The organism is Synechococcus sp. YX-04-1 (assembly GCF_030546365.1).
Taxonomy (GTDB): Bacteria; Cyanobacteriota; Cyanobacteriia; order PCC-6307; family Cyanobiaceae; genus Parasynechococcus.
The window spans coordinates 487,852-508,896 of record NZ_JAUONZ010000001.1 but is presented as its reverse complement, the minus strand read 5'-3'; the positions used below and the strand labels follow the sequence as shown (position 1 = coordinate 508,896).

General features: G+C 60.4%; 17 protein-coding genes. 12 read left to right on the top strand and 5 right to left on the bottom strand.

Annotation, left to right across the window (positions count from 1 at the left end; genetic code table 11):
* The first annotated feature begins 23 nt into the window (after positions 1-23).
* The gene (locus tag Q3Y53_RS02570) at positions 24-1,772 is read left to right on the top strand and encodes a diflavin flavoprotein (protein ID WP_303532458.1); all 1,749 of its coding nucleotides are present in this window, start codon (positions 24-26) and stop codon (positions 1,770-1,772) included.
* Here Q3Y53_RS02570 and Q3Y53_RS02565 read toward each other — a convergent pair.
* A complete protein-coding gene (locus tag Q3Y53_RS02565; RefSeq protein ID WP_303532456.1) occupies positions 1,766-2,866 on the bottom strand; it encodes a hypothetical protein in 1,101 nt (366 codons plus the stop codon). The genes Q3Y53_RS02570 and Q3Y53_RS02565 overlap by 7 nt on opposite strands.
* A 50-nt stretch (positions 2,867-2,916) precedes the next feature.
* On the opposite strand from Q3Y53_RS02565, the gene Q3Y53_RS02560 reads away from it, so the two are divergent.
* The 5 genes from Q3Y53_RS02560 to Q3Y53_RS02540 all read left to right on the top strand — a co-directional run bounded on the left by Q3Y53_RS02560 (position 2,917) and on the right by Q3Y53_RS02540 (position 7,262).
* Entirely contained in the window at positions 2,917-4,716 is a 1,800-nt protein-coding gene (locus tag Q3Y53_RS02560; protein WP_303532453.1) for a diflavin flavoprotein, read from the top strand.
* A gap of 93 nt (positions 4,717-4,809) precedes the next feature.
* Positions 4,810-5,523 (top strand): rubrerythrin family protein, encoded by a 714-nt coding sequence (locus Q3Y53_RS02555; protein WP_303532450.1) that lies wholly within the window; start codon positions 4,810-4,812, stop codon positions 5,521-5,523.
* A gap of 138 nt (positions 5,524-5,661) precedes the next feature.
* Positions 5,662-6,177 carry an NADPH-dependent FMN reductase gene (locus tag Q3Y53_RS02550; RefSeq protein WP_303532446.1) on the top strand — a complete coding sequence of 172 codons (516 nt, stop codon included), beginning with the start codon at positions 5,662-5,664 and terminating at the stop codon, positions 6,175-6,177.
* Between the two features lie 66 nt (positions 6,178-6,243).
* Complete coding sequence (locus tag Q3Y53_RS02545) at positions 6,244-6,966, top strand: pirin-like bicupin family protein (protein WP_303532443.1); 723 nt, start codon at positions 6,244-6,246, stop codon at positions 6,964-6,966.
* Positions 6,967-7,055: 89 nt separating this feature from the next.
* Positions 7,056-7,262, top strand: a complete 207-nt coding sequence (locus Q3Y53_RS02540) for a hypothetical protein (protein ID WP_011365459.1) — start codon at positions 7,056-7,058, stop codon at positions 7,260-7,262.
* Positions 7,263-7,264: 2 nt separating this feature from the next.
* On the opposite strand, the gene Q3Y53_RS02535 is transcribed toward Q3Y53_RS02540, so the two are convergent.
* From Q3Y53_RS02535 to Q3Y53_RS02520, 4 genes are all read right to left on the bottom strand, one after another.
* Entirely contained in the window at positions 7,265-7,519 is a 255-nt protein-coding gene (locus Q3Y53_RS02535; RefSeq protein ID WP_226424579.1) for a hypothetical protein, read from the bottom strand.
* A 129-nt stretch (positions 7,520-7,648) separates the two neighbouring features.
* Complete coding sequence (gcvP, locus tag Q3Y53_RS02530) at positions 7,649-10,519, bottom strand: aminomethyl-transferring glycine dehydrogenase (RefSeq protein ID WP_303532437.1); 2,871 nt, start codon at positions 10,517-10,519, stop codon at positions 7,649-7,651.
* Positions 10,520-10,574: 55 nt separating this feature from the next.
* Positions 10,575-10,964: a glycine cleavage system protein GcvH gene (gcvH, locus tag Q3Y53_RS02525; RefSeq protein ID WP_303532435.1), complete on the bottom strand. Its 390-nt coding sequence runs from the start codon at positions 10,962-10,964 to the stop codon at positions 10,575-10,577.
* Between the two features lie 10 nt (positions 10,965-10,974).
* The gene (locus Q3Y53_RS02520) at positions 10,975-12,267 is read right to left on the bottom strand and encodes a methionine gamma-lyase family protein (RefSeq protein ID WP_226424582.1); all 1,293 of its coding nucleotides are present in this window, start codon (positions 12,265-12,267) and stop codon (positions 10,975-10,977) included.
* A 148-nt stretch (positions 12,268-12,415) separates the two neighbouring features.
* Here Q3Y53_RS02520 and Q3Y53_RS02515 point away from each other — a divergent pair, with 148 nt between their 5' ends.
* From Q3Y53_RS02515 to Q3Y53_RS02490, 6 genes are all read left to right on the top strand, one after another.
* The gene (locus tag Q3Y53_RS02515; protein ID WP_226424583.1) at positions 12,416-13,318 is read left to right on the top strand and encodes a fatty acid desaturase; all 903 of its coding nucleotides are present in this window, start codon (positions 12,416-12,418) and stop codon (positions 13,316-13,318) included.
* 78 nt (positions 13,319-13,396) lie between these two features.
* Positions 13,397-13,855: a 50S ribosomal protein L9 gene (gene rplI, locus Q3Y53_RS02510; protein WP_226424584.1), complete on the top strand. Its 459-nt coding sequence runs from the start codon at positions 13,397-13,399 to the stop codon at positions 13,853-13,855.
* Positions 13,856-13,926: 71 nt separating this feature from the next.
* Entirely contained in the window at positions 13,927-15,333 is a 1,407-nt protein-coding gene (dnaB, locus tag Q3Y53_RS02505; RefSeq protein WP_186514254.1) for a replicative DNA helicase, read from the top strand.
* An 85-nt stretch (positions 15,334-15,418) separates the two neighbouring features.
* On the top strand, positions 15,419-16,390 hold the full coding sequence (locus tag Q3Y53_RS02500; protein WP_303532434.1) for a helix-turn-helix transcriptional regulator: 972 nt from the start codon (positions 15,419-15,421) through the stop codon (positions 16,388-16,390).
* An 86-nt stretch (positions 16,391-16,476) separates the two neighbouring features.
* Positions 16,477-20,085: an Ig-like domain-containing protein gene (locus tag Q3Y53_RS02495; protein ID WP_303532433.1), complete on the top strand. Its 3,609-nt coding sequence runs from the start codon at positions 16,477-16,479 to the stop codon at positions 20,083-20,085.
* Positions 20,086-20,238: 153 nt separating this feature from the next.
* Positions 20,239-21,045 (top strand): hypothetical protein (locus Q3Y53_RS02490; RefSeq protein WP_303532432.1); only part of this gene is annotated, 807 nt, incomplete at its 3' end.

Here is a 21,045-nt window from a genome sequence, read left to right as displayed (position 1 = left end):
CGACTTCCGTCACGGTCGGTTTCATGGTCGTTGCTCCCGCTGCTCCGAAGCTGTCGCTGCAGTGCGAAGCCATCGCTGCCGACACCACCACGATTCGCTCCCTCGACTGGGACCGCAGCCGCTTCGACATCGAATTCGGCCTGCGCAACGGCACCACTTACAACGCTTTTCTGGTGCGGGGAGAACGCAACGCCCTGATCGACACCAGCCACGCCAAGTTCCGCGACACCTGGATCCCCCTGCTCAAGGAGCAGATCGATCCAACCGCGATCGATGTGTTGATCGTGAGCCACACCGAACCCGACCACTCCGGTCTGATCGGTGACCTGATCGATCTCAATCCCGAGATCGAAATCGTGGGCTCAAAGGTGGCGCTGCAGTTCCTGCAGGACCAGGTGCACAGGCCGTTCAAATCCCGTGCGGTGAAGTCCGGCGAGGAATTGGATCTCGGCACCAACCCCGACAGCGGCATCCAGCACCGCTTCGAATTCCTCAGTGCTCCGAACCTGCACTGGCCGGACACGATCTTTTCCTTTGATCACGGCACAGGCATCCTCTACACCTGCGACGCCTTCGGTCTGCACTACTGCTCCGACGACGTCTTCGACGCCGATCCCGGCGCCATCGCTCCTGATTTCCGCTTCTACTACGACTGCCTGATGGGCCCCAATGCCCGCAGCGTGCTGCAGGCCCTCAAGCGCATGGATGGCCTGCCCGAGATCAACACCATTGCGGTGGGTCATGGGCCGCTGTTGCGGCATCACCTCAGCCACTGGATCAGCGACTACCGCGCGTGGAGCGGCCAGCGCAGCAAGGGCGAGAGCTATGCCGCCGTTTGTTACCTCAGCCAGTACGGCTTCTCCGATCGGATCAGCCAGGCCATCGCCCACGGCATCGGCAAAGCGGATGCCCAGGTGCAGCTGGTGGATCTACGGGCCACCGACCCCCAGGAACTCACCGCCCTGATCGGTGATGCCAAGGCTGTTGTGGTGCCAACCTGGCCCGCGGAACCCGAGCCGGATCTCCAGGCCTCCATCGGCACCCTGCTGGCAGCTCTGCATATCAAGCAACTGGTGGGGGTGTACGACGCCTTCGGCGGCAACGACGAACCGATCGATGCCATCGCCGATCAACTGCGCAGCCAGGGGCAGAAACAAGCCTTCAACCCGCTGCGGATCAAACAGCTGCCCCAGGGCAGCGACTACCAACGCTGTGAGGAGTCCGGCACTGACCTCGGACAGCTGCTGACCAAAGAGAAGACGATCGCGGCGATGAAGAGCCTCGATGGCGACCTCGACAAAGCCCTTGGTCGCATCAGCGGTGGCCTCTATGTGGTGACTGCCAGCCAGGGGGAGGGGGAGTCACAACGCCGCAGCGCCATGGTGGCCAGCTGGGTGAGCCAGGCCAGCTTCACCCCACCGGGCCTCACCATCGCCGTCGCCAAAGACCGTGCGATCGAAGCCCTGATGCAGGTGGGCGATCGCTTCGTGCTGAACGTTCTAAGGGATGACAACCACCAACAGCTGATGCGTCATTTCCTCAAGCGCTTCCCCCCCGGTGCCGATCGTTTTGCTGGGGTGAACGTTCTGGAAGGAACCGCCGATGGTGGGCCGGTGCTCGCCGATGCCCTGGCGTTTCTGGGCTGCCATGTGGAGCAACGGATGGAGGGCCCCGACCACTGGATCATCTATGCCGTGGTGGAACAGGGCAACGTGGCCGATGCCGAGGCCAGCACGGCAGTGCATCACCGCAAGGTGGGCAACCACTACTGAGCTTTCAGCTGATCTAGAGCATCCAACAGGTTGCTCAGCAGGGCGCCCACGTGCTGGCTCCTCCGCCATTCACGACGGTTGAGCCAAGGATCTGAGCAGCGGCGCCACCAACCCGGCTCCGCTGGCTTGCAGTGGCCAACAGCTCGGTGATGGGGCGCGAGGAACACCGCTGCAGCCAAGAGATTGGTGCCGAAACCCAACACAGGCCATCGTTGACTCCCTTCCTCAGGCCATCTGCGCAACAGCCGCACCTCCAGAGGTTCATTGGCGGGGAGCAGCTCCCAGGATCTGCCTGGCCGCAGCGAGGCCAACAACCCTTCGATCAAGCCATGGTGTGTTTTGTTCTTGGGATGGGCTTGGACCCGCAACGGCGCATTCGCGGGGATAGGTCGTAATGCGGCACAAATGGCGCGCTTGAAATAGGTCCGGTTCTCGATCCCTGGCGCCCGGCGCCAGCCAAACGATCGACCCAAGAGCCGCCAGCGCATGAGCCATTTGGGGACTCTCAAATAGGGCAAGCAGAGCAGCACCCCCGATGACGGCGGTCCATGGATCGCTTCGAGATCGACGAAAGCGCTCCGAAAACTGGCGCAGATGTTGAGCATCTCCCGAAGCCGCAACGGCTCCACCGGACGATCGAACGGCACCAGCGGATCCAAACGGACCGAAGCCATGGCTTGGGAACGACGCACCAACTCGAGTGCCCTGATCCGTTTGCGCTGTGCTTTCTCTGAATACAGGCGTGTTTCCACCCCAATCGATTCCCCCAGCTCCACCACTTCTGAGGCCCGGTAATCGTGCAGCATCTGCTGTCCTTCGCGATCGTCCAACCGCGGCAGCAGCAACAGGCTGCACGCCCGTTGCTCAGGCTCGATCAACACACTGCCCCAAGCGATGAACCGACAGTGATGTCCATCCCGGGCCGCAAGATCCTGCAGCAGCGGCTGGAAGGCTGTGACCGAATGGCTGAGGTCGTCGCGATAGAGCGATACGACCTCCAGCTGGGTGCCCCGGATCCCTCTCCAGCGCAGATAGGCCAGTGCCGAAAGGGTGGTGATCAGCTGGGAGGAGAGAACAACAACGCTCTGCGCCACAGCCCTTCTGCTCCCATCAACAACGCGCCTACATTCAACTGGCTTCGAAGATGAGCGTGACCAGCACCGCAACCACGCGTCGCACGATCCAGCTGCCGATCGACGATGGGGTCGTTGGTCTGCGCGGTCTGAGCCCTCAACGGCACCGCTTCGAACTGGAGTACGCCCTGGAGCGGGGCAGCACCGCCAACAGTGTGTTGTTCGAGGCCGGAGATGGCGCCCCTGCCGTGCTGGTCCACCCCCCGGGGGTGGCGTACAGCGCGGCTTTTCTACCGGTGCTTGCCGAAGCCCTGCCCAGCAGCGAAGCACTGCTGGTGGTGGTGGGCCACGTCAACCCCAACCGCGTTGCCCTGCTGCGGGATCTGGCGGAGGCCTATGCCGGCCTGGAACTGATCGTCTCCAACCCCGGCGCCAAGCTGATCGAGGAGCTATGGAGCCAACGCAAGCCGGCCCCTCCCAGTGAGACGAGCGAGCAACCACCACTGCCGGACCTGCCGCCCCTGCGGGTCATCCGCCAGGAGCAAACGCTTGCGCTCAGCCATCAGCGCAGCCTGATGCTGCTGCCAGCCCCAACCCCCCGCTGGCCAGGCGGATTGCTGGCCTTCGAGGAAAGCCTGGGCCTTCTGATGAGCGACAAGTTCTTCAGTGCTCACCTCTGCACGGACAGCTGGGCCGAAAGCAACCGCAGCAGCACCGAAGAAGAGCGCCGTCACTTCTATGACTGCCTGATGGCCCCCATGGCCCGCCAAGTGGATGCCCTGGTGGAACGGCTCGAAGAGCTCGACATCCGCACCATCGCACCGGGCCATGGGCCGGCGATCGAAGCCAGTTGGCGCAGCCTGCTGAATGACTACCGCCGCTGGGGCGAAGGTCAGCAGAACGCCAGCCTGACGGTGGCCCTGCTGTTCGCCAGCGCCTATGGCAACACCGCAGCCATTGCCGATGCCCTGGCCCGCGGGGTCAGCCGCACCGGCATCCGGGTGAGCAGCTTGAACTGCGAATTCACCCCCGCCAATGAACTGGTGAGCACGATCCAGCAGGCCGACGCCGTCTTGATCGGCTCACCAACGCTGGGGGGCCATGCCCCCACACCCATCGTCTCGGCCTTGGGCACCCTGTTGGCGGAAGGGGATCGGAGCAAACCCGTGGGGGTGTTCGGCAGCTTCGGCTGGAGCGGTGAGGCGGTGGATTTGCTGGAAACGAAGCTGCGGGATGGCGGCTTCAGCTTTGGCTTCGAGCCGATCCGGGTGAAATTCAGTCCGGATGCCGCCCGGGTGAAGGAGCTGGAGGAAACCGGCACCCGTTTCGCCCGCCAGCTGCTGCAAAGCCAGAAACGGGCGCAACGGCGCAGTGCGGGGGGCTTGAGCGAAAGCCGCAGCGATCCAGCCGTGCTGGCGCTGGGCCGTGTGATCGGCTCTCTCTGCGTGCTCACAACACGCAAAGCCGATCTGAGCGGCGCCATGGTGGCGAGCTGGGTGAGCCAGGCCAGCTTCAATCCCCCCGGCATCACCGTGGCCGTAGCTAAGGACCGTGCCGTGGAAGCGCTGCTGCACAAGGGCGATCGCTTCGCCTTGAACGTGCTGGCCGAAGGGCGCGAAACCACCCTGATGAAGCAGTTCCTGCAACCGTTCGAACCCGGTGCCGATCGCTTTGCAGGCCTTGAGCTGGAGACCAGCCCCGCCGAACAACCGTTGCTGCCGGATGCCCTGGCCTGGCTGGACGGCAAGGTGAGCCAGCGGATGGAATGCGGCGACCACTGGCTGATTTACGCCGAAGTGGATCACGGCGGTGTGCTGGATGCGGAGGGCAGCACCGCAGTGCACCAACGCCGCAGCGGCGCCAACTACTGAGCTAGCAGCCTGAGCCGCCACCGGAACCCCTTGACTAACTCATACCCACTATGAGTTAGAGCTAGGCTGATGGAACGATCCCTAGTGCCATCGATGGACATTTCCAAGCCTTCCACCCACGCCAACCTCGAGGCCGCTTTCGGCGGCGAGAGCATGGCCAACCGCAAATACCTGTTCTTTTCAGAGGTAGCCAAACAACTCGGCCATAAAGACCTGGCCAAGTTGTTTCGCGACACCGCAGCGCAGGAAACGGAGCACGCCTTTGCGCACTTCCGCCTGCTGCATCCTGAACTGGTGGTCAGCCAGCCCAACCAGCTCAGCGACGACAAAAAGCAAGCCATCCTGAGCCGCTGCCTGGAACTGGCGATCGAAGGCGAAACCTACGAATACACAACGATGTATCCGGAGTTCGCCGCCCAGGCCAGGCAGGACCGGGACAGTGGAGCCGAAGCGGAATTCGCCGAGCAAAGCAGCGAGTCCAAAGAGCATGCCGGCCAATTCCGCACCGCCGCCAAGAACTTCGGCCTGCTGACCCCAATCGAACAGCATCACGCCGAAACCTATGGCGTTGCTCTAGAGGCCCTGCAAGGCAAGGGCACCGCAGGCCAAGCCGATCGACCGATCCCGGGCAAGTGGATCTGCAAGGTGTGCTCAGTGATCTACGACCCCGCCAAGGGGGATCCGGATTCCGGCATCGCCGCAGGCACCCCGTTTGAGACGATTCCCGACGATTGGCAGTGCCCGATCTGCGGCGCCCGCAAAGCCAGCTTCGTTCCTTACCGCGAAGCCGAGTTGAAAGCGGCCTGACGCTCACCCCAAGGTCCGTCAGCGCGTTATCCACACGCGACGGAACCGAGGGATGTTGGTGGGAACGCACACACCGGGCAAACGTTGTTGTGGAAACAGGCGAGAACTTGCACGATTCAGACACGAACCGAATCTTCCATGCCCCCTGATCTCATTGTTTTGACCGCAAGCAATGGCGAGAATCTGAAGCTGGCTGAACGGTTCATTCAAGCGGCAGCGGCTCAGAACGCCACCGCCGAACTGATCGACCTCACGGAGCTCGACCTGCCTTTGTTCACTCCACGCGTGAAGGCAGTAGGGCCAGGTCCTGACCTGGCGGGCCTGCACGACCAGCTGCACCGAGCACCACGCTGGGTGGTCTGCGCACCGGAATACAACGGCTCAATTCCACCCTCTCTCACCAATGCCATTGCCTGGCTCTCGGTGACGGGAGACGACTTCCGGGCACTCTTCAACGGGCGCCCGATCGCCATGGCCACCTTCTCCGGCAGTGGCGGCATGGAACTGCTCATGTCTCTGCGCATCCAACTCACCCACCTCGGAGCCCAGGTCGTGGGACGGCAACTGCTGAGCAATCACGCCAAACCCGCTCAGGACGACAGCATCAGCGACCTGGTGCAGCGACTTCTGCAGATGTCACCTCTGAAGCTCTGAGTCGAGCACCAACCATCACCTCTCCACCCATCACCTCCCCCACAGACCATGACTGCAGCACCAAGAATGAACACTCCTGAAGCCGTGATGCGCCCCGCTGACGAGCGCTTTCACAGCCAACTGGACTGGCTCGACTCATGGCACAGCTTTTCCTTCGGCAGCCATCAGGATCCGAACTGGATGGGCTTCGGACCCTTGCGAGTCATCAACGACGACACCATCGCTGCCGGGAAGGGTTTCGGCATGCACCCCCACCGCGACATGGAGATCGTCACCGTGATGGTGGATGGGGACCTGACCCATGCCGACTCGATGGGCAACACCGAGGTTCTGCGCGCTGGCGAAGTGCAACGGATGAGTGCCGGCACCGGAATCGTGCACAGCGAAATGAACCAAACCGGCGCACCTTGCAGGCTGCTTCAGATCTGGATTGAACCTGCTCAGCTGGGCATTCCGCCCGCCTATGAACAGAAGCCCTTCGAGGTTGGCGACAACTGGACGGCTCTGATTGAGCCAAGTGCTTCCGGGGAAGCGATGGCAATCGCCCAGCACGTGCGCCTGTGGCGCGCCAAGCCAGAACACCAACAGCGCTTGGCCCTGCCAACCGGCAAAAAGCAGTCGCTCTGGATTCAGGTGATTGATGGAGAGCTGAGCCTCCACAACAACGGCACACCCGAGCAGTCACTGCGGCGGGGCGATGGCCTAGGCCTGATCCAGGATGCATCAACACAACGCGAGATGATCAGCCTCAGTGAACGCGCTGACGTGCTGCTGTTTGCCCTGGCGTAAAGCAAACCGGAAAAGATCTGGTGCAAGCGCGAGACACCAGATCTTGCGCCCTGAAATGACGGAGTCACTTACAAACAATCCCTAGAGCGATGGGATTCATGAACGGCCAAGAGGCCTCGGTTCGGTACCGCGGCTTTCTTTTGATGCCTCAAACCAACCGGAGCTGGCTGGTGCGGCCGGAACGCAGCCCGATGCGATTGCTGCCATTCCGTACACCAACTTGCTCACTGGCTGACGTCAAAGCTCTGCTGGACTGGCGTCTTGCCCAGGAAGAATCTGAAATCGGCGTGGCCTGAACTCAGGCCGCTGCTGGTGGTGGGGTGGGATCGCCAACCGGCTGAAAAGGAATCACCAAGGTGGCCCAATGATCGGGCCGCTCCGGGCGGCTGCGACGGGAACGGCGGGTACCGAAGGGAACCCGAATCACATTGGTTCCTTCAATTGACAAGGTATGGCCGCGATTGAAGGCCGATTCCAGTCCGTCCGGAAGTTGAGGAAGGGCAGGTCCTTCAATGCTGCTGAGCGCAGATTTCTTGTTGTTGTTCCGATCCATGGTGTCCCCCGACAGACGAATCAGTTGTGGAAGAGTTTGACCGAACTCGCAAGGGCGATGAACGGAATCAAACCAATTTTTCCGTTTTCAGTGAAAATTTACACGCTCTGAACCCCTTACACCAGGGCTTCAAGCAGCCACAGCCACCGCTTCCACCGAAGGACAGGTGCATACAAGGTTGCGATCACCAAAGGCGTTGTCAATCCGAGCCACGGCGGGCCAGACCTTGCTCTCCTGCTGCCCCTCCATCGGGAAGGCGGCCTGCTGACGGCTGTAGGGACGGTCCCATTGATCCGCTGTGACGGCAGCCAGGGTGTGCGGAGCACGCTTGAGCGGGTTGTTCTGAGGATCGCTGGAGCCGGTTTCAATGGCGCGAATCTCCTCGCGGATCGCCACGAGGGCATCGGCAAAACGATCCAGCTCCGCCAAGCTTTCGCTTTCGGTGGGCTCCACCATCACCGTTCCCGCCACCGGCCAGCTGACGGTGGGCGCGTGGAAGCCGTAGTCCATCAAACGCTTGGCGATGTCATCCACATCGATCCCCGCATCCCGTTTGAGCGGGCGCAGGTCGAGGATGCATTCATGGGCCACCCGCCCGGTGCTGCCTCGGAACAGCACGGGGTACGAAGCGTCGAGCCGATGGGCGAGGTAGTTGGCCGACAACAGCGCCACAGCACTGGCCTGCCGCAGGGCCTCCGCCCCCATCATCCGCAGGTACATCCAGCTGATCGGCAGGATGCTGGCGCTGCCGAGCGCTGCTGCGGACACAGGGCCGATGGCCGATGAGGCACCGGCCAGCAAGGGATGCCCCGGCAGGAAGGGGGCCAGATGCGCGGCCACACCAATCGGCCCCACTCCAGGACCACCGCCTCCATGGGGAATGCAGAAAGTCTTGTGCAGGTTGAGGTGGCAGACATCGGCACCGAAAGCACCGGGACGGCACAGCCCCACCTGGGCATTGAGGTTGGCCCCATCGAGATACACCTGACCACCGTGCTGATGCACCACCGAGCAGATCTCACGGATACCGGTCTCGAACACGCCGTGGGTGGAGGGGTAGGTGACCATCAGCGCCGCCAACCGGTCGGCGTGCTGGGCAGCCTTGGCCGCCAGATCCTGCTGATCGATGTTGCCCTCGTCATCGCAGGCCACGGCGACCACCTTGAGGCCGGCCATCACGGCACTGGCGGGATTGGTTCCATGGGCGCTGGTGGGGATCAGACAGATGTCGCGGTGGGCCTCACCACGGGAGCGATGCCAGGCGCGAATCACCAGCAGCCCTGCATATTCCCCCTGGGAACCGGCATTGGGCTGCAACGACACGGCGGCAAATCCCGTCAGGGCAGCCAGCCACTGCCCCAGATCGTCAGCCAGACGGCGATAGCCCTGGGCCTGATCGGCTGGGGCAAAGGGATGCAACGCCGCGAACGCAGGCCAGCTCACCGGCTGCAGCTCAGCGGCGGCATTGAGCTTCATGGTGCAGCTGCCCAACGGGATCATCCCGTGCACCAGCGACAGATCACGGCTCACCAACCTCTGGATGTAGCGCATCAGCTCTGATTCGCTGCGGTACTGGTGAAAGACCGGCTGGCTCAGCCAGGGTTGGCTGCGCGACGGCAGGGAGAGGGACGGGGGCTGCTCAGCCTCAAGCTCCGGCAGCGCCTGGCCGCAGGCCTCAGCCAGCAGTGCGAGGAGGGCTTGCAGCTCCCGTTGATCCGAGAGCTCATCCAGGCTGATGCCGAATCCGGTGGCGTCCGCCGTCGCTGCGCCATCGGGCAGGACCCGCAGATTGAAACCTGCCGCTGCTGCAGCGCGGTGCACAGCCGGTGCCGACGGACAGTGCACGGTGACGGTGTCGAAGCGATCAGCGACCTCCAGCGGATAGCCAAGGGCTCGCAGGCCCTGCTCCAGCTGGCAGCGCAGGCCAACAATGCGCTGGGCGATGGCCTGCAAACCATCGGGCCCGTGATGCACCGCATAAAACGAGGCCATCACAGCGAGCAGCACCTGGGCCGTGCAGATGTTGCTGGTGGCCTTGTCGCGACGGATGTGCTGCTCACGGGTTTGCAGCGCCAAGCGCAGGGCCGAGCGACCTTCTGCATCTTTGGATTGCCCCACCAAACGGCCGGGGATCTGGCGCTTGTAGGCCTCAACCGTGGCGAAGAAGGCGGCATGGGGGCCACCGAAACCCATCGGCACCCCCAGGCGTTGGGCGCTGCCCACGGCTATGTCAGCCCCCAGGGATCCCACAGGCGCCATCAGGGTCTGCGCGAGGGGATCGATGGCCACGGTGGCCAAGGCACCAGCGGCATGGGCCGCGTCGATCACGGCTGATGGATCCCAGAGGCATCCATCGGCGCCGGGCAACTGCAGTAGCACTCCGAACACGGACGCATCAATCGGGGCCGTGGCCGGGTCGATCCGCTCAAGGCTGATGCCAAGGGGTTCGGCGCGGGTCTGCAGCACCGCCCAGGTTTGTGGCAGCACATTCGCGTCCACCAAAAACCGGGTCGCCTCAGGGCGACGGCACACCCCGAAGCTGAGGCTCATGGCCTCCGCAGCTGCGGTGGCTTCATCAAGCAGCGACGCGTTGGCGATCGGCAAGCCCGTGAGCTCACTGATCAGGGTTTGAAAGTTGAGCAGGGCCTCCAAGCGGCCCTGGGCGATTTCCGCCTGGTATGGGGTGTAGGCGGTGTACCAAGCCGGATTCTCAAAAACGTGGCGCTGGATCAGGGCCGGGGTTGCTGTGCCGTAGTAACCCAGCCCGATCAAGGAGCGGCGCAGCGTGTTGGTCTCGCTCAACTGCTTCAGCTGCTGGAGGGCCTCTGCCTCCCCACAGCCCTCCGGCAACGCTTCGACCGGCGATGCTGGGTCGAGGATGTCAGCGGGCACGACATCAGCGACGAACTCCTTCAGATCGCTGTAGCCAAGGGCATTCAGCATGCGGACTTGCTCAGCCTCGCTCGGGCCGATGTGCCGCTGCGAAAAAGGAGAAATCAACGTCGAATGCAGCAGCCCACGCGGTGATCGTAGAAGCGAAGTTCCGGCGCTGATGTCAGCCGGCGTTGACCTTGGCGCCGTAGGCATCGGCGGTCATCAAGGCATCGAGCTCAGTGGGATCCGCCGGACGCAGCACCAGCAACCAGCCCTCGCCGTGGGGATCGTTCTGCAGTTCCTCGGGACTGGCCAGCACCGCTTCATTGCGTTGCACCACCTCACCGGCAATCGGTGCATACATGTCTTCCACAGCCTTCACCGACTCCACCGATCCGAAGCTGGTGCCCTTCGCCAGGCTGGCGCCCACGTCTGGCAGATCCACAAAGACGATGTCGCCCAGCTGATCAACGGCGAAGGCACTGATGCCCACCCGCACCAGCTCACCATCGGCATTGGCGTACTCGTGGCTGTCAGCGAAGCGAAAAGAGTCGGGGAACGCGAACGCCATCGACGCAGTTTCAGGTGGTCCCAGTCTGCGGGAGATTGATCAGTCCTGCCGCATTGAGGTCACACAACGCACGGGACAGGGCCAAGCGGATGTGGGCGCGATGGGTGCCGCCCTGTACATAGAGGTTGAAGGGTTCCCGCAGCGGCGCATCAGCCGAAAATTCACTGGTGGAGCCGTCGATAAAGGTTCCACCAGCCATCACCAGATCAGAGGCATAGCCAGGCATCGAGGCAGGCACTGGATCGAGGTAGGCCCCGATCGGCGACATCGCCTGGAAGGCACGGCACACGACTTTGAGAGCATCCGGACTGCCCAGCCGCACCGCCTGGATCAAATCGCTGCGCACCGCACCCGGCAGCGGGTTCACGGGGAAGCCCAGCCGCTCAAACACCCCCGCCACCAGATCGGCGCCAATCAAGGCCTCCGAAACCATCTGCGGCGCCAGGAACAGCCCCTGCAGCACCAGCCGCTGCAGGTCAAATCCCGTGCCGCCCTCACTGCCGATCCCCGGCGCCGTCAGCCGGCAGCAGGACTGCTCCACCAGATCGGCCCGTCCTGCGATGTAGCCGCCAGTGGGGGCAATGGTGCCGCCGAGGTTCTTGATCAACGATCCAGCGATCAGATCCGCCCCAACCGCCGTTGGCTCCTGCTCCTGCACCAATTCGCCGTAGCAGTTGTCGACAAAGACAACGCAGTCGGGCTGGCGGGCATGGATGCGCTCACACAGCCCGGCGATCTGCTCAACCGTGACCGACGGACGCCAGCTGTAACCGCAGCTGCGCTGGATCAACACCATCCGGCAGGGCTGCTCCAGGGCTTGGCTCAACGCCGCCTCATCGACCGCCCCATCCGGCTGCAGATCGATTTCGTCGTAGGCAACCCCGAATTCCGCCAGGGAACCCTGGCCCTTGCCGCGAAGACCGATCACCTCCTCAAGGGTGTCGTAGGGACGGCCCGTGATTGAGAGCAGACGATCACCGGGCCGCAACACCCCGAACAGCGCAGCGGCGATGGCATGGGTGCCGCTGACGAATTGCAGGCGCACCGCTGCGGCTTCAGCCCCAAGCACCCGGGCAAAGACCCGATCCACCACCTCACGGCCCTGATCCCCGTGGCCATAACCGGTGAGCGACGCAAAGTGCTGGGTTCCAACGCGCTCGGCCGCCAGGGCCTCCAACACGCGCTGCAGGCGTTGCCCCACCGCTGCCGTCCTCGCTGCAGCCAGGTCGGCCTGATCCCGCGCCACCGCGTCGATCAGTTCCTCTGCAAACGCACTGATCACCACTTGCCTGACGGATGTCATGCCTTCCTAAACCCTGACCAAAGCCAGGATTCACAACCCGACCGAACCTCTGCTGTTTGCCAACTCCTTTAGATTTCTGTCACTAACGGCACCATCCGCTCCCTGGTTTTCCTGTCTGAGCGGCTTTGTCAATCCAAGGAGAATCCGCTTGGTTTCCTCGCAAACAGCTGACACCCGCGAGCTTCGGCAACGGGCCGCGGTGATGGCACCGCGCGACCCCCTGCCGGCGCGTCAGCGCAAATTCAAGACGGGAACCACCAGCTTCATGCTGGTGATGCACGTGCTTGCAACCGTGGCGCTGCTCCCGCGCTTCTGGAGCTGGCAGGGCGTTGTGGCCTTCGGCGTTCTCTATTGGATGACGGTTCTGGGCGTCACCCTGGGCCTGCACCGTCTGGTGGCGCACCGCAGCATGGTGGTCCCGGTGTGGGTTGAGCGCATCCTGGTGCTGATGGGCACCCTCGCCTGCCAGAGCGGCCCGATCGAATGGGTGGGCCTGCATCGCCATCACCACCGTTTTTCAGATCAGCCCACGGATCACCATGACGCTGGGCGTGGCCTGTGGTGGGCCCACAGCGAATGGATGCTGCATGACATCCCTGCCCTAAAGGAACTCGACCGCTACGCCGGCGACCTTCAGTGCGACCCCTTCTATCGCTGGCTCGACCGCTGGTTCCTGCTGCTGCAAATCCCCCTGGGCCTGGGGCTCTACTGGTTCGGTGAAGCCGCCCAGGTGCATGGCGGTGGCATTGGCCTGGTGCTTTGGGCCATCCCTCTGCGCCTTGTGGTCGTCTACCACGTGACCTGGCTGGTGAATTCCGCCACCCACGCCTTCGGCTACCGCAATTTCGATTGCCCCGACCTGTCCCGCAATTGCTGGTGGGTGGCGCTGCTCTCCTTCGGTGAGGGCTGGCACAACAACCACCACGCTCATCCGGCCAGTGCTCGCCACGGTTTGCGCTGGTTTGAGTTTGATCTCACCTGGCAGCATGTGCGCCTGCTCAAGCGGCTTGGACTGGCCAGCCGGATCCGCACAGCCCGTTATGTGCCCTGAGGCTCGAAACCATTTTCAACAACAGGCCACGTCGTAACGTGGTCGATCGCACCCGTCTCCATCCTTCGTACCGGTCCCATGCCTAAGCGTGTACAAGTCGTTCTGAATGAGGACGTCCTCAGCCTCGGCAAGGACGGAGACCTGGTGGAAGTGGCTCCCGGTTACGCCCGTAACTTCCTGCTGCCCTTCGGCAAAGCTGTGCCCCTCACCCCTGCGGTGATGAAGCAGGTGGAGCACCGCCGGGCCAAGGAAGCTGAGCGTCAGGCCGCCCTGAAACAGGAAGCCGTCGACTTCAAGACCGCCCTCTCCACCATTGGTCGCTTCACCGTGAAGAAGCAGACCGGTGAAGACAACGTGCTGTTCGGCACCGTCACCAACGGTGACGTGGCAGAAGCCATCGAAACCGCCACCAAGAAAGAGATCGACCGCCGCGACATCCTGGTGCCTGAGATCCACCGCACCGGTAAGTACACCGTGACGGTGAAGCTGCACACCGAAGTCACCGCTGAGATCAACCTGGAAGTGGTCGGCTACTGATCGCTGTCAATTGACACTCAAACGGCTCATTCGAGCCAGAGTGTGATCCCTTCGCTTCAGGCCCTGCCGCCATGGTGAGCGCCCCCCTACCAGAGAACAACGATGGGGGGCGCCGTGGTTTTGGCCAGGGCCGCCGCGACGACGAGCCCAATTTCGAGGCTCTGCCCGATTCGCTTCCGCCCCAGAACCTTGAGGCGGAGGAAGCAGTGCTGGGCGGCATCCTGCTGGATCCCGATGCGATCGGGCGTGTTGCTGATGTGCTGCAGCCGGAAGCGTTTTATCTGAACGCCCACCGTGAGATCTTCCGCACCGCCCTGATGCTGCACGGCCAGGGCAAGCCGACGGATCTCACCGCCATGAGTGCCTGGCTGGCCGACACCGGCGCCCTCGAGAAGGTGGGCGGCAACAACCGACTGGTGGAGCTGGTGGAGCGGGTGCCGTCCACCGCCTCGATCGAGCAGGTGGCCCGGCTGGTGATGGACAAGTTCCTTCGCCGGCAGCTCATCCGCTCCGGCAACGAAGTGATCAAGCTGGGCTTTGATCAGAGTCTGCCAATGGAGCAGGTGCTGGATCAGGCTGAACAGAAGATCTTTGCCATCAGCCAGGAGAAACCTTCCAAGGGACTCACCCCCACAGCCGAGATCCTCACCCAGACCTTTGAGGAGATCGAGAGCCGCTCACTGGGCACCTCAGTAGCCGGCATCCCGGTGAACTTCTACGACCTGGATGCGATGACCCAGGGCCTGCAGCGCAGCGATTTGATCATCGTGGCGGGCCGACCAGCCATGGGCAAAACCTCGATCGCGCTGAACCTGGCCAAAAACGTGGCCCAGCTGCACGACATGCCGGTGTGCCTGTTCTCCCTGGAGATGAGCAAGGAACAGCTCACCTACCGCTTGCTCTCGATGGAAGTGGGCATCGAAGCGGGCCGGCTGCGTACCGGCCGCCTGCAACAGGAGGAATGGCCGCTGCTGGGCCAGGGCATCAACAGCCTGGGGCAACTGCCGATCTTCATCGACGACAAACCCAACTCCGGCGTGCTGGAGATGCGCTCACTCTGCCGGCGGCTGATGGCCGAACAGGGCAAGGAACTGGGACTGGTGATGATCGACTACTTGCAGCTGATGGAAGGCTCGGGCTCCGACAACCGTGTGCAGGAGCTGTCGCGCATCACCCGAGGCCTAAAGCAGATGGCCAGGGAACTGAACGTGCCGGTGATTGCTCTCTCCCAGTTGAGCCGGGGTGTGGAGGCACGCACCAACAAGCGACCGATGCTGAGCGACCTGCGGGAATCGGGCTCGATCGAGCAGGACGCCGACCTGGTGCTGATGATCTACCGCGACGAGTACTACAACCCGGAAACCCCCGACCGCGGCATCACCGAAGTGATCGTGACCAAGCACCGCAACGGTCCGGTGGGCACGGTGAAGCTGCTTTTCGAGCCACAGTTCACCCGCTTCCGCAACCTGGCGGCCTGAGCCTTTCGAAACGCTTGAAACACCAGGGCATGGAACGCAGCATCAGACCCGACAACACACGGCAGGGATCAGCCCATCTGCACCGGTGAAACTCCTCGATGCAAGCTTCGAGAGTTGCGGGGACCTGCAGAAGCTGTTCCAACCGCTCTCTCCAGACCTGGTTGCCCTGCAACTGAGCTCCGGGCTGCTCAAGGGACGGGCGCAGGCCTGGGGGTTTGACGGATTTCGGTTGAACCTACTGACCACAAATCAAACCCTGTTCCTCAGCGGCGCGCGGCGCCCCGAATCCTGCACCCTGGCCCTTCCCCTGGATCCATCAAAGAGCGACGGGGCTTACCAAGCCCAGGGCATCTCCATGCCATGGCCGGGCCTGATGGGGTTCAACCGCAGCTTGATCGATTTCGATCTCAAACTTCCCGCTGGAGCCCAGTTGGCAACGGTGGTGATCAACAAGGCGGCCTGGCTCGATCGCCATGGGCAAACGGGCGGGCCCCTACTGATGAAACGCTGGAAGACGACCAATCAACTCGAAGTTCGACCACCCCTGCACGATCAGATTCAACAGCACCTGATGGCTCTGATGCATGGCCAAGCCGATGGCGAGCGGACTGAGCCATCTGAGCAACTGATGCAGACCCTGATCTGCTGCTTTGAAGATCCAACAGCAGAAACGCTGCCCATGGCCAAACGGGAAGCACGACACCAGGCGGCCATCGACCTGCTGCAGTGGTGCGCCAAGCACCCCAAAACACCACTGAAGATTGAAGAGATCAGCAGCGAGATTTTTCAATCACGAACATCACTGTTCCAAGGATCCAAAGAACACTTCCAGCGCACACCGCTCGAACTGCAACGCTCCATCCGCTTGGATCGGGTGCGGCAGTTGCTGATCAACCCCAAGCAGCGCCACAACCAAGGCCTCAATGGCGTGAGCGAGATCGTCGAGGCGATGGGCTTCAGCAGCCGCAGCCATTTCGCCCGTCGCTACCAGCAGCACTTTGATGAGCTGCCCCACGAAACACTCCAGCGAAGCCATCGAGCCTCCCCAAAGCTTTAAGCGCACCAACTGCGTACTTTTCGGCCCCTCAGGTGCTGGATGAACAGCTCATAATGCCCCGAAGGATCTGAGAGTTTCCTGAGAAGGTGGAGCTGGACGAGCAGCTTTATCAAGATTGGCTGCTCCAATTGCAGACCTGGGCAGCGGATGGGCGCCTCTTCTCAGCAGGCGTTGATGCCCTACGGCTGAAGCCAGGCCAAGCGACGGACCAGCTGAACCGCATTGCCAATCGGCTCGCAAAGGGTGATACGCGGGATCTTCCCTCCATTGAGGTGTTGCCGGGCAGCGCCATGCCTGGGGCAGTCGGCGCCTATGCCAGCAGCAATAACTCGATCTATCTCAACGCCCATTGGCTGGAAAACGCGAGCAATACTCAAGTTATTGCAGTTCTCAACGAAGAACTCGGCCATCACCTTGACGCACAACTCAATAACAGCGATACAGCCGGCGATGAAGGAGAACTGTTTGCAATATTGCTAATCGAAGAGACTCCAGAAAGCCTCAATTCAGATCAACTTAGAGCAATCAGATCGAAGCAAGATCAAGGATTCATCAAAACACCTGACGGTGAAAAGAGGGTTGAATTCGCAACGATCAACGGAACAAATACAGCGGAAACTCTTACTGGCACAGCCGATGCCGACACAATCACCGGAGGCAATGAAGGCAAGCATGCCACCGGTGACACGATCTATGGCCTAGGAGGTGCCGACACACTCTCAGGTGGCTCTGGCTTTGATTGGATCTATGGCGGAGGTGGCGCCGACAATATTTATGCAGGATCAGTTGGCGGCCTTGGGGATGCAACCCGCAATGGCTTATTTGGCGGCAAGGGAGATGACCTCATTTATGGCGGTAAAAAGCAAGATGTCCTGCGCGGTGATGGCAATCAGCAGGGCCTCGAAGTTCCAGACAATGCCGGCAATGATGAATTGCATGGAGGCAACGGCCATGACCTAATTACAGGTGGCTATGGCAATGATTTCTTATCTGGCGGCCAAGGAGACGACTTCTTGGATGGTGGCCCTGGATCAGACATCATCCAAGCAGGCCGAACAGGAGACGCAAAGTCAGGGTTTACGGATTACTACTTCCAGCACGACAGCCACTCAACCATCTGGACAAGTGCGGCAGGCCTAACGGGGAGCTCGACATTAATCAATGGCGAAACAATCACATTCGCCAACGGCACAGACGTCATTTATGACTTCCACCACATTGACGACCAACTCTATCTGCCCGGCACAACATTCAATGTTATTAACGGCGGAGATAATCTCAATAATTTAACCCTTGGCTCCAACTACTTCATCCAAGGAACCTGGTCCATCAGCGACTCTGGAACAGCATTTACTCAATTTCAAGCCGGCAACTTCTCCGGAAGCTTTACCACTGGCGAAGAGACTGCAGACAAGGACTACCTTGTTCTTCACAAAGTCGAGTCAGAGAACTTTTTCAATACCGATAACACCAATTTCTTGATCCTTGATTTTGATGACACTGGGGCTAATAGCAGTTCTTCATCAGAGCCAGCCGATATGGCTGCTGATCCAAGCGAGAGCTTGCGTGAACTACCGATCCGAATCACAGGCCCAAGTGGGGACAGCGGCGACAGCAGCATTGAATATTCCATGCAAGATGGAGATACCGCAGTCCACACATTCACCAATGGATCAACAGCCGCATCGAAGTCGACTTACTGGGCCATTGTTGGTGGAGATGACGAGAGCCTGTTCAGCATTAATGAGACAACAGGTGCCCTGAGCTTTGTTACTGCGCCAGATTTTGATAATCCAAGCGATAGCAATACAGACAACAACTACAACATCATCATTCGGGCGAGTTACTCAAACGAAACCACATCCTTCTCACGCTCCACTGATTACCGCAGCGTTGACGTGATGCAGAACCTCACGATCACGGTTGACAACACGCCACCCACCATTGCCATCACCGATGACGATGCCGATAACTCTCTGAGCGCTGGCAATACAGCCACCCTCACCTTCACCCTCTCAGAAGCCTCCACCGATTTCGTTGAATCCGACGTCACCGTCTCCGGTGGATCCCTCTCCAACTGGACTGCTGGCTCCAGCACCGTTTACACCGCCACCTTCACCCCCAATGACAACAGCACCACCGATGGTGTGATCTCTGTCGCCAGTTCAAAGTTCTCCGATTCAGCCGGCAACAGCAATCTCGACGGCTCCGATGCCAATAACTCCGTCACCTTCACGGTCAACACAACCACCCCAACACCTTCTCCTTCGCCCTCACCGACACCTTCTCCAACACCCACCATCGGAACCGCTCCGCCAGGCATCACCCTCAACCAAACCGGCAGCACTGGCGATAACGGACATCTCCTCACCACAGAACAGGGAGACTCCTCATCCTTTGATGTCTGCCTCGATGCTCAGCCCACGGGCACCGTCACCGTCCAACTCTCCGGCCTCGATGCAACGGAAGGCTCCCTCAGCATCAGCAGCCTCAGCTTCACGCCAGACAATTGGAAAACGCCCCAACAGGTGATCGTCACTGGCTTGAGCGATGGCGTGCGCGATGGAGACATCACCTACACCCTGAACGCCAAAGCCAAGCCCGGCGGTGGGTATGCAGGCACAGAATCCACATCGATTTCAATCACCAATCAAGACCACAACAAAAGCGATCTCTATCTCCTCCTCGACACCTCCACATCGATGCTCCACCGCGGAGGTAAAGACCACCGCAAATTCCAATCGCTGCTCGCCCTTGAAGCCTTCTCAAGCGACGCCGAACGTGCTGGCTATCAATTTCAAAGACGCGGCACCAACACCACAATTACATCAACACAATTACTGCAAAAACTGGCCAAGCAATCCAGCAGACGCGCCATCAAAGAGCTCAACAACTACACCATCATCGACAATCCCAACGACGGGAAAGACGCCGAGGATCTCGAAACTCATTTGATCACTTACGACTACCACGTTCAACACAACAGCTTCACCCTTTCGCGCAGCAAGCCCATTAGCGGCATCTACACGATGAAATCCATCCTGAGCCTCAAGATGGCAGGCGAAGGGTTGGGCAGCTCAATCAAAAACAACAGCCACTGGAAAGCACTGGGCCTTCCCAAACCCAATCGCAACGACCTCTATCGGGGCAACAAGCGCACCCCCTCCAACCTCTATGCCGGAACCGAATTGCTTGGTGCCTTGGAAGGGCTCGACTATCTCCTAACCCAAAAAGCCAACGACCCTAATCGGCGCGATCAATCCACATCCATCGCCCTCGTTCTCCATGGGCGCCCTGAACGGCGCAGCTGGTGGGACACCAGAACCAACGCCGCTTCCGACTCCCTCACCAGCCAGGCCATTCCGCTTCCCGAAAGCCTCGGCCAAGAAGACATCACCACCTCAGGCCTCCTCTACGACAACAAAGGCAACCCGCACTTTTTCAAAAACAATCAGGGCCAATGGCAGTGGAAAGAGATGCAAAACGATCTCAATGCCGCCCTAGATCGCCTAGCTGGTCTATCAACTGATTCAACAACAATTCAAGTCAACGCCTACGGGCTGAACGACACCGGCAGCACCTCCCTCAACGCCACCTATCAAGACCTCTTCTCCAACCAAAGCTTCGACAACTCCTACAGCAGCTGGAGCTACTCCCACCAAACCATCCAATCCCTGCAAGACCTCAATCTCTAAGAAAGCAACCCACCACTGGTACAAATCGAGCATATTTTTCACCGCAACCGCTGGTACAAATCGAGCATTTTTATCACCTCCCCCATTTGGGGGAGGTGATAGCACTCAGTAAAGACTCAGAATTAACCAGAGAAGCGATCCAAAAGACATTCCATGCCTGCCAATCATTTCGTCATTGTTCATACAGGACATATTGACAATGGCGCAAATGACTACTTCCGGTACTACGGGGATGGAGATGCTCGCAATGGTGCGGGTGTCGCCATCCTTCAATCCATGCCCTGGTGGGGTGATGCAGATCTCGCAGAAGAGTGGGCGCTCAAATCGCACTATGTATCTCCAAACTTAAACATTGATGGAGCCACAGGTGGAGACGAAGAGCAAGTCGCCTTTGCGTATGACTTTTACCTGCCCACGGCTACACGTTATTTAACGAAAAGAAAGCCAGATGATTATCATAATTACGACAGGGTAGACGGTGAAGTTCACGCCAACTGGTCTGGCGGATATGCAGTTGATTACAGCACATTTAGTGGAATCACACTCAATCGAACAGGGACAAGAAATGGCACTGATCTTCTAACCACAGAAGCCGGTGGCTCTTCAACATTCACGATCGTTCTTGACACCGCCCCGACAGCAAATGTCACCGTCTCGATTACAGGACTAAAAACACAAGAAGGCTCCCTTGATACCGATACTCTCACCTTTACAACTGCAAACTGGGATACACCTCAAACCGTCACTGTTACTGGGGTTAATGATGCCTATGCCAATGGTGACTACACATACTCACTCATCGCAACGGCATCAAACACTGGCGGTTACTCCGGTACAGAACGAGCAGCGACCAACGTCACAAATATCGATGACGACACCAACGGTGTCACCATCACCCAAACCGGCACCACTGATGGCGCCGACCTGCTCACTACAGAAGCAGGTGGTGCCTCCACATTC